Here is a 13,152-nt window from a genome sequence, read left to right as displayed (position 1 = left end):
ATATTAAATATTTATAAACAATAATATTGGTTGTTTGTATTTTAATAATATAATTATTAAGAATTTACTTGGATTAATTTAGATAATAATAAAATGATAATAAACATAGACAGTGGACAATATGAATACTTATAAAATTCTGATTCTGGAGGATGTTCCATTTGATGTGGAATTAATGGAAAGGGAAATCAAAAAAGCAGGCATTAATTACACTTCTAAAACTGTGGAGTTAGAAGAAGACTTTACTAATGCAATTTATGAGTTCAAGCCGGATTTAATTTTAGCTGATCATTCTCTACCTCATTTTGATGGAGTTTCAGCACTGGATATAGTTAATAAGAAATGCCCGGAAGTTCCTTTTATTTTTGTAAGCGGTAAAATCGGAGAAGAATTTGCTGTTGAAGCTTTAAAAAGGGGCGCAACTGACTATGTATTGAAAAGCAATCTTCCAAAAGTAGGTCCTGCAATTATTAGGGCTATTGAAGAAGTTAAAGAGCAAAAAAAACTTAAAAAAGCTGAAGAAGACCTTCATAAGAAGAATATGCAATTGAGTGAAGCCCAGAAAATTGGCCATATTGGCAGTTGGGAATGGAACTTTTCTGAAGGCATAATGGATTGTTCAGATGAATTTTACCGGATATTGGGTGTTGAAAATTCGGGAAAGGAATTTACTCATTCGTCATTCTTGAAATTTATAGATCCTAAAGATCAACAGATAGTTTTAAAAAATATAAAAACTGCAGTCGAAAATCGGGAACCATTTTATGATGAATATAAAATTATCAGACCCGATGGAGATATTAGGATAGTTGCTTTCCAGGGAAAAATTTTCAATAAAGACTCTAATGATTCTGTAAGGATTATTGGGACTATACAGGATATAACCCAACGAAAAATTGCAGAAGATAAATTAAAAGAATCTTTAGAAGAGAAAGAACTACTTCTTCATGAGATTCATCACCGGGTTAAAAACAATTTACAAGTAATATCCAGCTTGTTACGCTTACAATCTCGACATATAAAAGACCCTAATGCACTACAAATATTTAAAGAAAGTCAAAATAGGGTCAGTTCAATTGCTCTGGTGCATGAAAAATTATATAATTCTAAAGATATGGCTTGTGTTAACTTTGCAGAATATATTCGCGATTTAACTGGAGATATAATTCATTTTTTTAGAACAGATACCCAGCGGATTAAATTAGATCTGGATTTGGAAGATGTAAAACTTAATATTGAAACTGCAATTCCATGTGGCCTAATAATCAATGAACTTATAACTAATTCACTTAAACACGCCTTTAACTTGGAAGAAGAAGGTGAAATATATATTGGAATTCATAGAACTGGGGAAAATAAGGATAAAATCCGACTTACTGTAGCGGATAATGGTAGAGGCATACCTCCACAGTTGGATATTAACAAAGTCGATTCATTTGGTCTTCAACTAGTGACCAACCTAGCAAAAAGGATAGCTGGTGAGATTAATATTGCCCGGAATAATGGGACTAGATTTGAAATTATCTTCCAGGAATTAAATTACAAGGGACGGACACTAAATGGCGAATGAAAAAATCCTAATTGTCGAAGATGAGGAACTTGTCGCACAGGATATTAAAGTAATCCTCGAAGATTTGGGATATGAAGTTCCAGCTATAACTCCTTCTGCAGAGGAAGCATTGGAAAAAATTGAAGAATCCTGTCCTGATTCTGTTTTAATGGATATTATGTTAGAGGGGGAGATGGATGGGATTGAAGCAGCTCAAAAGATATCTGAACGGTATGATATCCCTGTTGTTTATTTAACGGCTTATAGTAACCAAGAAATATTGCAGCGTGCCAAAAAAACAGAACCTTATGGTTATATTCTAAAACCATTCCAAGAGAGAGATTTACAGATCAATATTGAAATGGCTTTATACAAGCATGAAGCCAAAAAGACCCAATTACAACTATTACAACAACGAGCAGTAAACAAATATTTAAAAAAAGCGCTTGATGAAAAAGAAGCGTTATTGAGAGAAGTTCATCACCGGGTTAAGAATAATCTTCAGATTATCATTAGTTTGCTTTCATTACAGTCTAAATACTTCGAAGATGATCAAAGAATCCATGAATTCTTTAAAGATTATGTAAATCAACTTAAATCAATGGCCAGCATACATGAGAAGGTTTACCAATCAGAAGATTTATCTAGTATTGATTTTACTAATTATATAATTGGTCTGGTCTCTCAGCTATCTAGTTCCTATAAAAAGAGTTCTGATATAGAAATAGAGATTGATGCTGAGGATATAGCTTTAAATGTGGAAACAGCTATTCCTTGTGGGCTTATTATTAATGAAATTTTAACCAATTCATTTAAACATGCTTTTCCCTCTAAAAAAGGAAAAATTTTGGTAGAAATGTATAGTAATGAATATGGGATGTATAAACTAAAAATCAGTGATGACGGTGTGGGTATCCCTGAATATATTGAGTACCCTTATAAAGGTTCTTTTGGTTTTAGGATGTTAAATACTCTTATAACTCAATTAGGTGGTACGCTGGATTTAAATAAAAATAATGGAACTTCTTTTATAATTGAATTTGAAGAGTTAAGATATAAAGAGCGATTAATTGTGGATAATAGTGAATTGGACAACTGAAACTAGATTTAAAACAAAAAAGTAATTTATTTTTCCTACTAAATAATTAATTCAGTTTTACATAAATATTAAATTAAAATTTATATTATCATTGTTCCAGTCACGTAATTATGGGTTGTTTTTATCATTGTTTAGCTCTGTCATAAACATTTCGCAGGGTTTGCATATCTACACTGGTATAAATCTGGGTGGTGGAAAGATTGGAATGTCCTAAGAGTTGTTGTATGGCCCTAATATCCACCCCATTTTTTAAAAGGTGCGTTGCAAATGAATGTCTTAAAATGTGAGGTGTAACCTTCTTTTTAATCCCAGCACTTTCGGCATATTTTTTGATCATCATCTGGACATATCTGGGAGATATTGGATCACCAAAACGATTCAAAAAAAGATGATCTCCTTTATTTAATCTTATTTCAAAATAATTCTCCATTAATATTTTAGTTTTCTCATCAAAGAGGACAATACGATCTTTTTCTCCTTTTCCTCTGATTCGGATAGTCCTATCACTTAAATCCACATCATCACTTTTTAGAGAAACAAGTTCAGAAACTCTTAGGCCTGAAGAATAAAGTAATGCTAAAATAACCTTATTTCTAAGCTTATTGCTAACTTGTTGGGGAGAATCATTACCATTATTGCCATTACAATCCATAGCATTTATTAAATTCATCACTTCAGTTTCATTCAGGGATTTAGGCAGTGATTTAGTTCTTTTGGGAGTTTTAACTTCATTTAAGATATAAATGTTGTTGAATTCAAAGAATTTTTTTACCACTACTGTAACTAAGTAAATATAATTTTGAGATACATTTTTTTCTCGTTTAAGATATTGTATGTATCTTTTAAATGATCTTAAAACTCTCCGTTCATCATACAAATCTTTTTCATTTAATAAAAAAGTGTGGAATCCATTTACAATAGATTTATATGTTTTTATGGTATTGCGGGAGTAATTTCTGATTTCCAGCTCAATGAGATATTCTTCAATCATGTCTGGAAAATCATAAACTTCTAATAAAGTTTTTCTCTCGTCATCATTGGAATGGGATGAAAAAGATTCAGAAAAACCTTCAGAGTGAAATGTGGTTGGATTTCCAGTTTTTTGGGAATAGTGATTCATGTTATCAGGATAGGATTAAGTTATTTTAGATATAAGTTTTAATTATAGAACCAAATTTAGATTATATTTTGGATAAGTTTGGATATAACTATTTATACTTATCATAGCTCTTTATAATCTTTTTTATAAATAATTTTTCCCTAAATCCTACATGTAACTGCGATCAACGTTTTCGTTATGATAATCTTTGGGTGGATTCATTATTCTTTGAGAACTGGATAAATCTTTTTGCAGTGCGTTTTCAAAAGTATGATATCTTTTTAAAATTTGGTCTTCAATGGATATGGCCTTTTTTGTAGCTAAATGCACATGACTTTTGGTTATATACTCACTATTGTCCATAACTGCTAGATCTCCAGCCATCCTTACAACTCCGCCAAGATCTCGCAGCCGTAGAGTAAAAGCGTCTTTTTTATCATCAATAACTTTAGCTCTTTTCCGGGCTTCTTTGACAAGTTCTTCAACCGCACCTTTTGTAGCGTGAGGTATTTTGCCATCTAATTCAATTTCTTGAGCTGTAAACTGTGCTATTTTATTCTCATTCTCTTCACTATCAGGCATGGTAGTGTTCATTAGAATTTCATAGCCTTCGCCTTGAATTCTGGACCTTAAAGGAGGTAATATGTACTGTAAATCTACAATATTACATGCTCCTACAAAAATAAAGTCGCATGGAACATTTTCCACTTTAACAGAACTTCCTGCACTTTGAGGGTTCCGCCCTACAATTGGAAATGATTTTTCCTGCATAGCAGATAGGATAAAGCGTTGTAATTTTGATATATGCACTATTTCATCAATAAATAGCACACCTTCGTGCGCTTCATGTATTGCGCCTGGAACTACTCTTTCGTAAGGCTGTGTTCCTAAATCAGGGTGTCCTCCGTAGGGATCATGTCTAACATCCCCCAGTAATTCGGTTTCACTGGCCCCTGTTGCTTGTACAAATACTTTCCGTTCTAATGGAACAATAATATTTCTAGGTTTTTCTTCAACTATTTGACGCCTTTTTTCCAGAGCTTTTTGATCAAGAACTTTAATTTCTTCTCCACCAACTCTTTCATAGATAACTACTTCTTCACGACCATTAGTAATGCGAGTAGTTGTGATTCTTTCTTGAGGAATGTTTATTTGATCAGAATTCATTTCGAACATACCTAAAAGATCACCTAAATGCTTTCGACGGGCATTTATATGTGAAAACTTGTCCCCTCCACAGTTAGGGCATATACTTAAATAAGCACTATTATAATCCCCACAGTGGATGCATTTAAATCCGAGTCTTTCAGCCACACCATCAGGAACATTTTTAGGATCCAGTAATTCTCCTTCAGCTTTCTCTATATTTATTACTTCATGTTCCATTTCTTTGCTTGTTTTAGCTTCTACAAATGGCCTTTCGGGATGTTCTGGATTATGGACGACTATTATCTCTTCTGTAGGGGCTGATAAATGAAAAGAGATGGCCTGGGCAATAAGTGATTTGCCTATACCTGGGGGGCCGACTAACAGCAGATTCCTTTTTTGCTTGGCTGCAAGTCTAACAAAAGAAATAACTTCTTCATGACCTATAACTCTATCGAGTGGGTCTTTTGGTATTAAAATATCCTTGGTAGTTTCTATTTCATCTAGATATTTTTTTGCCATGTTTATGTACATACTAACGTCTTCCGCGTATTTTAAGTACAATTTATATATATTATATTATATTTTTTAAAATATAAAAATTAATTTAAAAAAATAAATTTATGGAAGATATATGAAATTCTTCCAGATATTGATTAATTGTTATACAACTTATAAACTAACGAGTAATTATTTTGATCTTTTCTGGCCTTTTAATGACTTCTCCAGATCTAATGGCAACAATATGTTTAATGCCTTTTTCATAGGCAATATCAATTAGCCGCTGGCTAACCACACCATCAAATACTATTGCGTAAGGGTGGTTAGTTACCCGTTTTAATTCGTCATATAAATTTTCGACCTTCACTTCTTTTAATATATTTAAAGTGTCGTCTAATATTTCTGCGTTACCTGAACCTTCTAATTCAGCGAGGATATTTTTCAATACCACCACTTTGTCTTCACTTTTTGGTTCTTCTACTGGCTTCACGCCTAAGTCATGGTAAATTTGTTCTATAGGTACCTTATCTCTAAGGGCAACCATAATTTCATCTTTACCCAAATCTTCAACTTCTTTTCCTTTTGGAGCTCGAGTTACATAATCGATTTCTCCAACTTGAAGCAGCTCTTTTAAAATAAGTTCTCCGCCACGATCTCCATCAACAAAGGCAGTAACTGTTTTTTTCTTGGTCAGTTCTGCAACAGTCCTTGGAACGCTAACTCCTTCAACAGCGATAGCATTTTTAATACCATGTTTTAAAAGATTTAAAACATCGGATCTGCCTTCCACGACTAATATGGCGTCAGAACTTGGAACATTTGGTCCTGCTGGGAGCCTTTCATCTCCAAATTCTGTTATTTCGTGGATTCGCATAGCCTCTTTGACTTCTTCGATCATTTTCAGGCTTTCTGGTGTGACTTCATCCATCATACCGGCATAAATTTCTTTTGCCCGATCCACTACTTTTTTGCGTTTAACTGCGCGGACATCTTCTACTTTGGAAACCTGGATATATGCTTCACAAGGTCCAACTCTATTTATAGTTTCCAGAGATGCAGCAAGAATAGCAGTTTCTACTCGGTCAAGACTAGATGGTATAACTATTTCCCCTTTGGATCGTCCCCCCCGGGAATTGATGTTAACTTTGATTCTACCTATTCGTCCTGTTTTTTGAAGTTCTCTGAGATCTAAATCATTGCTTAAAAGCCCTTCGGTCTGGCCAAATATGGCTCCTACGACATCTGGCTTTTCTACGATTCCATTAGCGTTAATTTGAGCGTGAATGAGATACTTGGTTGTGCTTATTTCTTCAGCTTTTCCCATGTTAAGCCTCCCTAAATTTCTTAGATACTTTCAGGGATAATATTAGTTATCAAATATGATAATCTGTAATTATGATATTAGAAAACCATTACAGATGGATAACAGTGATTACCAACAGCATCCATAGGGACAAACTTCAAGCTCAAGTCGACTCACATGTTTAGGAAGACTCTGTATATCTTTGATGTATTTACGGGTCATGCCCATGATTTTGCGCCTAATTTGCATATCGGGATTAGACCCCAAACTCTGTATATCTTGTGATAGTCTTTTAGCTAATTGATTGCCTTTTTTATCAAAATCCGTAAGAATGATTACTTTTGATGATTTGGCCGCAATTTCAGCGATTTCAAAGAGATTTAAAGGTGTTCCTGAAACTTTTATGAAATAACCTTCTATGCCCAAGTCTTTAAGAGCTTTTTCATCTTTTCTGCCCTCTATAATGATAGGCACTCCTTGTTCGCTATAGTATTTGAGTTTCTCGAGTTCTTCACTTAAATGTAACAATCTCCTTAAACTCATGTTAAGCCCTTTATGATGTGTAATAGTATCTATGTCACTATATGCATAAACTCATATATAAAATTGCAGATGTGTGAATCCCAGTTAAAAAATTCCATAAGACAATATTTTATTTTAAATAGTATTTTTACAACATATAATTTAATTTGGATAATTATAAATTTTTATTTTTGTCTAAAAAGCATCAATATTTTTATTTTAAGATAAAATCTGATTTTAAGGTATTTGATTCCAATTATTTTAATTTGTACATATATTTATTTAATTAAATTAATTATACTAAAGTTTTAAATATATTCTCTAAAATAAATTAACTAAAGAAAAAGTGATTTTACAAAAAGGTTTATATAAAACATTATTTTAAATAATTTAAATTCAAGAATTATCTGGAGGAAATATAAGTGGCAAAAGGCCTAATTAGAATTGTTTTAGATATATTAAAACCTCATGATCCGATTATACCCTATTATGCCAAATATTTAAGTGAATTGAGTGGTGTTGAAGGTGTAAATATAACTTTAATGGAGATTGACAAGGAAACTGAAAATATTAAAGTTACCATACAGGGCAATGATTTAAATTTTGAAGAGATTTCCAAGGCCATTGAAGATTACGGTGGTTCAATACACAGTGTGGATGAGGTTGTTGCAGGTAGAACTATGGTTGAAGAGGTTACTACACCTCAGGATTGATTCTAAATGGTAGAAAAAAATAAATTATCTCCTTCCATGCTTCGCCAAAAATTCGCCGCAAGAAAGAAGGAATCTTCCAGCAGAGATGATTTAGATACTTTAAGATTTTTATCAACCCCTCAACTCTCAGATGCAATGAATGAAATCACTGGGATTAACGGAGTAATAAATGGTTTAAAATCGCTAAATAATCAGAAAATCAGTGGAAAAATTGTTACCGTAAGAACTAACGATTATGATTGGGGTACTTCGGTTAAAGCAATTGATGAAGCAGATAAAGGGGACGTTCTTTTCATATTCGCCGAAGGTGAAGATAATGCGGTTTGGGGTGAACTAACTTCTACTGCTGCAGAGATGAAAGGGTTAGCAGGTACTATAATTTATGGCGCTTGTAGGGATTTAGATGCACTTAAAAAAATGCATTATCCTGTATTTTCAAAAAAAATAATTCCTAATGCAGGTAAATCTTTATTAAATGGTGAAATTAATATGCCACTTGAATTTAATGGATATGAAGTTAATCCTGGAGATTATGTTCTGGGGGATGAATGTGGAGTAGTGGTTGTCCCTAAACCGATTTTGAGTGAAGTAATTGAAAAGACCAGCGCAATAAAATCAAAGGAGATAACCATTAGAAACCAGCTTAAATCAGGAAAATCTCTTTTAAATATACTGGGCCTAGATTAAATTCATTGTATTTTAAATTTACTTAATTTAATTAGTATTCTGAGTTTATCTAATTATGATTATTAATATTAGGAGTTTAAATGTCTTCTTTAGAAAATGAGGTTCAAAAGCAGGATGTTTTTGATTACATCCGCCAACATAAAAAAGCCATTATCTTATCATTTATAGGGGTAGCAGTACTGATTTTCGCTATTTCAGCTTTTGCAGGGCTAAATGATATTTTGATGGTTTTAGAAAAAACTAATCGCTGGTTCTTAGCACTGAACTTTGCCCTGGAAGCAGGTATTCTTCTATTATGGGCTCTGCGGTGGAAGATGATTTTGGATGTAGTTGACGAATCACCTAAATATATTAGTGTAATGGGAATGCTTTTTGCCAGCCTTTTTGGAAATAATATAACTCCTGGGGCTGCTGGAGGGGAACCATTAAGGGCTTATATATTGCGGGAAGTTAAAGGAACTCCTTTTGAAATAGGATTTGCATCTTCTACTGCGGATAGGGTGTTCGAATTCATGCCTTTTGTTATTATTTCTATACTTGCAGCAATTTTAATTTTAACTTGGAATATTTCTATTTGGACTCGCTTGATTGTTAGTGTGCTTATTATTTTATCTATAATGTTTTTCAGTGTAGTTATTTATGCAGGAGTTAATAAGGAAATCGCTCAAAAAATTGCTTTATCTGTTGCTAAGTCAGTATTCCCATTTTTTTTAAAATTAACTCGCAAAGAAATTCGATTTTCTGATATAAGTCAAAAAATTATTTTTTATATCAATAGATTTACCACGGGATTTGCAATGGCCCTTAAAGATAGAAAAGTGCTTTTAATCGGATTTTTCCTGTCTTTTGGGATGTGGGGTCTGGATATTGTGCGTATGTACGTTTGTTTTTTAGCGGTGGGAGTACATGCACCAATTCTTCCAGTGGTTATAATTTACACTATTGGGATAATGATCTCCCTGCTACCTATTTTACCGGGATCCTTGGGAATACGTGAAGCAGTTTTGATAGGGCTTTTTGCAGTAGCTGGTATTTCTGCGGATTATGTTGTGGCCGCCAGTGTTATTGATAGACTGGCCAGTTATATTGCCCCAACATTGATTGGAGCATTCGCCGCGTTTTACTATGGAAAAATAATTGTCAGCGATAAAAAACCCATCGAGGTTAAATAGATATTATTCTGTTGTAATATTACTTTCATGGCAATTTTCTTTATAAACTATTTAAAAGATTGAATATGGACTCAATTTCAATTAACCAAATAGAAATCTTTTTAAAGAGATTTTAAGGGAAAAATACTTTTAAGATAAATATTCTTTTTATATAATGGTATCGAAACATTTATATATGACTTGTGTAAAATAAGAGTACATATTAAGTTTTCGGTTTTAAAATGAAAATATTGGGAACCATTTCACACATCTCCAACAAGGGGAATATTATAGCAAGATCTAGTCAAAGCCCAGCTTTAGGGCTGCCTGTTTTTACTAAGGATAATAAACGAATTGGAAAAGTACATGATGTTTTTGGTCCTACTAAGAAACCTTATGTAACTATAAAACCATTTCGAACAAAAAATTCTGATGTATTCCACGACCAAGTTGGAGAAGAGTTGTATGTTAGCACAAAACCCGTGAAAAAATGGGGGCGTAAAAAACGAAAGAAAAGATGAAAAGTGACGTTTCCGAAACGGAAAAAGAAACTAAATGTCCAGAATGTGGCTCTGAAGATCTCAGGGGAGATTACGAAAGAGCAGAAATTGTATGTGGTAGTTGCGGATTGGTAATTGATGACAATCTGGTGGACATGGGTCCAGAATGGAGGGCCTTTGATCACGAACAAAGAGACAAACGTACTCGTGTAGGAGCACCTATAACCTATACTATCCACGATAAAGGTCTCTCAACCATGATTGATTGGAGAAATAAAGATATTTACGGTAGGGATATTCCTGCAAGAAACCGTGCTCAATGGTACCGTTTGAGGAAGTGGCAGAGGAAAATCAGAATTTCGGGGGCTACTGAGAGAAATCTGGCTTTTGCATTGAGTGAATTAGACCGGGATTCTTCCAGACTTGGTCTTCCAAGAAGCGTAAGGGAAGCAGCATCTGTAGTCTACAGAAGTGCAGTAGAAAACAAACTCATTAGGGGTAGAAGTATTGAGGGAGTAGTTGCAGCGTCACTCTACGCAGCTTGCAGACGTTGTAATGTTCCTAGAACTCTAGATGAAATTGCAGAGGTTTCAAGGGTAAGTAAAAAAGAAGTAGGTAGAACGTACCGTTTCTTGACCAGGGAATTGAATATAAAATTACCTCCAACTTCTCCTGTGGATTATGTGCCTAGATTTGCCAGTGAATTAGGGTTATCTGGAGAAGTGCAATCCAAGGCAATTGAAATAATAGAAAAAGCAATGGAAAAAGGTTTAACTTCAGGTAGGGGTCCTACTGGAGTAGCAGCAGCTGCTTTATATATAGCTTCAGTTCTTCTTGGTGAGAGAAAAACCCAAAGAGATGTGGCGGATATTGCGGGTGTGACTGAGGTCACTATTCGAAACAGGTACAAAGAACTCACTGAGCAGTTAGATATGGGTGTAACTTTATAAGTATGCCCTAAACCTTTTTTTTTATTTAAAATATTGTTTTATTTTTTATTAGATGATTATCTTATTTTTCACGATTTGGAATATGAGCTATTTTTAATACTACTATTACTTAATTTTAGAGTATTTTTCAATAGATGATTTTAATTCATTTATTAAATCATGATTATCACCACTATCATAATTTTTTAGATTTTCCCTGTAATGATACTGATTTGCTATGAAATTTTTCAATAATTTGTGATTTATTTCTTCTTGAAGCTCACCATAGCCCAGCTTATCTAAATAAATAGCATTTAATATCTGTTCGAATTGTCCTTTCACAGGAATACTAAATACTGGTTTTTTTAAATGAATTGCTTCACTTATTAATGTAAAACCGCCATTAGTAATAACCGCATTTGCATTTGCCAGATCATTAAAGAATTGATCTTCATTAAAAGATTTAAACTGTAAATTCCCTTCAACAGATTCTTTATCAAAACCATATACTACGAATTTTCCACCATTTTCTTTTAATGTTTCAATCAGCTTTAAATTAGACTTACTGGTCTGGTAAACCAAAGTATAATCTCCATATTGGGGGTTCAGCTTAAAAATTTCATTTCTTAAAATAGGGGGATACATAACTGTTTTTTCAGGATTTTTTATTTCTGGGAAGAAATAACTGGTGATTATATACCTGACTGGCCTTACAATAAATGATCTCACGACTCCTTCGGCCTTCAATTTGTCTTTTTTGTATTTGGAAGGATAATCTATTTTACATCGGGTAATGACGTGCATATTGTCAATACTGATCATGGGGATTCTTAATAATTTACTTAAAAGACTGGCATAAAACTCAAAATCTGAAACTATTATATGTGGCTTAAAATCACGGGCAACTTTATAAAGTAATTTAAGATTATCTTTTAAATCCCGAGGGAATTTTTTCATAGATTTAACAAATGTTTTAATGTCTTTAACTGCATTATCCTCATAAACAGTGTTAAAACCATAAATCTCAAAAACATTATCAAAGTTAGCTGAAAGGTATTGATACGCTCTTTCGCTGGCGAAAATAAGGATATCATAATCTTTACTTAATTCTTCTAATATCACCCTACTTCTTATGGCATGACCCATACCTTCACCGCATACTGAGTATATGATCCGTTTCCTTTCAGATTGAACTGGAAGAGAATTATTAGGTGGCAGGGGTTTTTCTTCATCTAATTCTTTTTCATAACCGAAAGTATAGTCTAAATCATCTGCACTCACTTTTTTACCCATAAAATCATAAATCGTGCTCTTACTGTATTTATATGCTAAACTTTTCAATCCTTCTTTTTCTAATCTCCGAATTGAAACCAGGACCCGTGGGCGTCTTAAAACTTTAAAATTGCTTATTTTCCCAATACGTTCTATATAATCCGTATCTTCCCCAAAATCAAGGGATTCATCGAATCCTTTAATCTCATCATGCAATTCTTTCTGGGAAATTATCCCATAGCAACCAGCACCATGTGGTTTTATGGATTCAACCATTATCATAAACCTATTAGCAAATTCGTGTAATATTTTATCTCTTTTACTATCTGAAAGAGGAATCATCTGAGTTATAGCAATTCCTAAATTTAAGTGCTCAAATTCTTCCACGGTATCTCTCAAGTATCCTTCTGTAAGTATTAAATCAGAGTCTAAGAATAATAAGAGTTCCCCTTGAGCTCTTTCAGCCCCATTATTTCGTCCAATAGCGGGTAAACCTCCTTCTACGATTATACAACCGTAAGATTGAGCAACTTTCCGGGTCTGATCTTTTGATTGGGCATCTGCAATAATGATCTCATAATCAGTGAAATTCTGACTTTTTATACTATCCAGTAGCTGTGGCAAGTATTCTTCTTCATTGTAAGTAGGAATGATAATGCTAATTTTTACCATGATATCTAT

Annotated in this window: 12 protein-coding genes; 7 read left to right on the top strand and 5 right to left on the bottom strand. The window is 33.4% G+C overall.

All coding sequences use genetic code 11. From position 1 onward, the window contains the following. Nucleotides 1-121 precede the first annotated feature (121 nt). Complete coding sequence (locus MXE27_RS03240) at nucleotides 122-1,570, top strand: histidine kinase dimerization/phosphoacceptor domain -containing protein (RefSeq protein WP_248610968.1); 1,449 nt, start codon at nucleotides 122-124, stop codon at nucleotides 1,568-1,570. Continuing rightward, nucleotides 1,560-2,648 (top strand): histidine kinase dimerization/phosphoacceptor domain -containing protein, encoded by a 1,089-nt coding sequence (locus tag MXE27_RS03235; RefSeq protein WP_248610967.1) that lies wholly within the window; start codon nucleotides 1,560-1,562, stop codon nucleotides 2,646-2,648. Before MXE27_RS03240 ends, MXE27_RS03235 begins: the two co-directional genes overlap by 11 nt. A gap of 124 nt (nucleotides 2,649-2,772) precedes the next feature. On the opposite strand, the gene xerA is transcribed toward MXE27_RS03235, so the two are convergent. The 4 genes from xerA to MXE27_RS03215 form a co-directional block, all read right to left on the bottom strand. Beyond that, the gene (xerA, locus tag MXE27_RS03230) at nucleotides 2,773-3,768 is read right to left on the bottom strand and encodes a site-specific tyrosine recombinase/integron integrase (RefSeq protein ID WP_425438260.1); all 996 of its coding nucleotides are present in this window, start codon (nucleotides 3,766-3,768) and stop codon (nucleotides 2,773-2,775) included. Nucleotides 3,769-3,915: 147 nt separating this feature from the next. Beyond that, nucleotides 3,916-5,427, bottom strand: coding sequence for an ATP-binding protein (locus tag MXE27_RS03225; protein WP_248610966.1), 1,512 nt, complete (start codon nucleotides 5,425-5,427; stop codon nucleotides 3,916-3,918). A gap of 145 nt (nucleotides 5,428-5,572) precedes the next feature. After that, nucleotides 5,573-6,718, bottom strand: a complete 1,146-nt coding sequence (gene dnaG, locus MXE27_RS03220) for a DNA primase DnaG (RefSeq protein ID WP_248610965.1) — start codon at nucleotides 6,716-6,718, stop codon at nucleotides 5,573-5,575. A gap of 108 nt (nucleotides 6,719-6,826) precedes the next feature. Next, a complete protein-coding gene (locus tag MXE27_RS03215) occupies nucleotides 6,827-7,240 on the bottom strand; it encodes a toprim domain-containing protein (RefSeq protein ID WP_248610964.1) in 414 nt (137 codons plus the stop codon). Between the two features lie 401 nt (nucleotides 7,241-7,641). Between MXE27_RS03215 and MXE27_RS03210 the strand changes: the two genes are divergently transcribed. The 5 genes from MXE27_RS03210 to MXE27_RS03190 all read left to right on the top strand — a co-directional run bounded on the left by MXE27_RS03210 (nucleotide 7,642) and on the right by MXE27_RS03190 (nucleotide 11,220). Next, nucleotides 7,642-7,932 (top strand): DUF211 domain-containing protein, encoded by a 291-nt coding sequence (locus tag MXE27_RS03210; protein ID WP_248610963.1) that lies wholly within the window; start codon nucleotides 7,642-7,644, stop codon nucleotides 7,930-7,932. A gap of 6 nt (nucleotides 7,933-7,938) precedes the next feature. After that, complete coding sequence (locus MXE27_RS03205) at nucleotides 7,939-8,619, top strand: RraA family protein (protein WP_248610962.1); 681 nt, start codon at nucleotides 7,939-7,941, stop codon at nucleotides 8,617-8,619. An 80-nt stretch (nucleotides 8,620-8,699) separates the two neighbouring features. Continuing rightward, complete coding sequence (locus tag MXE27_RS03200) at nucleotides 8,700-9,791, top strand: UPF0104 family protein (RefSeq protein ID WP_248610961.1); 1,092 nt, start codon at nucleotides 8,700-8,702, stop codon at nucleotides 9,789-9,791. A gap of 221 nt (nucleotides 9,792-10,012) precedes the next feature. After that, the gene (locus MXE27_RS03195; protein ID WP_248610960.1) at nucleotides 10,013-10,291 is read left to right on the top strand and encodes an H/ACA ribonucleoprotein complex subunit GAR1; all 279 of its coding nucleotides are present in this window, start codon (nucleotides 10,013-10,015) and stop codon (nucleotides 10,289-10,291) included. Next, entirely contained in the window at nucleotides 10,288-11,220 is a 933-nt protein-coding gene (locus MXE27_RS03190; RefSeq protein ID WP_248610959.1) for a transcription initiation factor IIB, read from the top strand. Before MXE27_RS03195 ends, MXE27_RS03190 begins: the two co-directional genes overlap by 4 nt. A gap of 105 nt (nucleotides 11,221-11,325) precedes the next feature. Here MXE27_RS03190 and MXE27_RS03185 read toward each other — a convergent pair whose 3' ends face one another. Further along, nucleotides 11,326-13,143 carry an MJ1255/VC2487 family glycosyltransferase gene (locus MXE27_RS03185; RefSeq protein WP_248610958.1) on the bottom strand — a complete coding sequence of 606 codons (1,818 nt, stop codon included), beginning with the start codon at nucleotides 13,141-13,143 and terminating at the stop codon, nucleotides 11,326-11,328. Nucleotides 13,144-13,152 lie beyond the last annotated feature (9 nt).

The organism is Methanobacterium alcaliphilum, from assembly GCF_023227715.1.
GTDB classification, from domain to species: domain Archaea; phylum Methanobacteriota; class Methanobacteria; order Methanobacteriales; family Methanobacteriaceae; genus Methanobacterium_E; species Methanobacterium_E alcaliphilum.
This window is presented reverse-complemented; position numbering and strand designations above follow the sequence as displayed.

Bases quoted from the DNA above. Each gene is read 5' to 3' on its own strand.
- dnaG (WP_248610965.1), bottom strand. From the start codon at position 6,718: ATGGGAAAAGCTGAAGAAATAAGCACAACCAAGTATCTCATTCACGCT.
- MXE27_RS03225 (WP_248610966.1), bottom strand. From the start codon at position 5,427: ATGTACATAAACATGGCAAAAAAATATCTAGATGAAATAGAAACTACC.
- MXE27_RS03195 (WP_248610960.1), top strand. From the start codon at position 10,013: ATGAAAATATTGGGAACCATTTCACACATCTCCAACAAGGGGAATATT.
- MXE27_RS03215 (WP_248610964.1), bottom strand. From the start codon at position 7,240: ATGAGTTTAAGGAGATTGTTACATTTAAGTGAAGAACTCGAGAAACTC.
- xerA (WP_425438260.1), bottom strand. From the start codon at position 3,768: ATGAATCACTATTCCCAAAAAACTGGAAATCCAACCACATTTCACTCT.
- MXE27_RS03185 (WP_248610958.1), bottom strand. From the start codon at position 13,143: ATGGTAAAAATTAGCATTATCATTCCTACTTACAATGAAGAAGAATAC.
- MXE27_RS03200 (WP_248610961.1), top strand. From the start codon at position 8,700: ATGTCTTCTTTAGAAAATGAGGTTCAAAAGCAGGATGTTTTTGATTAC.
- MXE27_RS03190 (WP_248610959.1), top strand. From the start codon at position 10,288: ATGAAAAGTGACGTTTCCGAAACGGAAAAAGAAACTAAATGTCCAGAA.
- MXE27_RS03240 (WP_248610968.1), top strand. From the start codon at position 122: ATGAATACTTATAAAATTCTGATTCTGGAGGATGTTCCATTTGATGTG.
- MXE27_RS03235 (WP_248610967.1), top strand. From the start codon at position 1,560: ATGGCGAATGAAAAAATCCTAATTGTCGAAGATGAGGAACTTGTCGCA.
- MXE27_RS03205 (WP_248610962.1), top strand. From the start codon at position 7,939: ATGGTAGAAAAAAATAAATTATCTCCTTCCATGCTTCGCCAAAAATTC.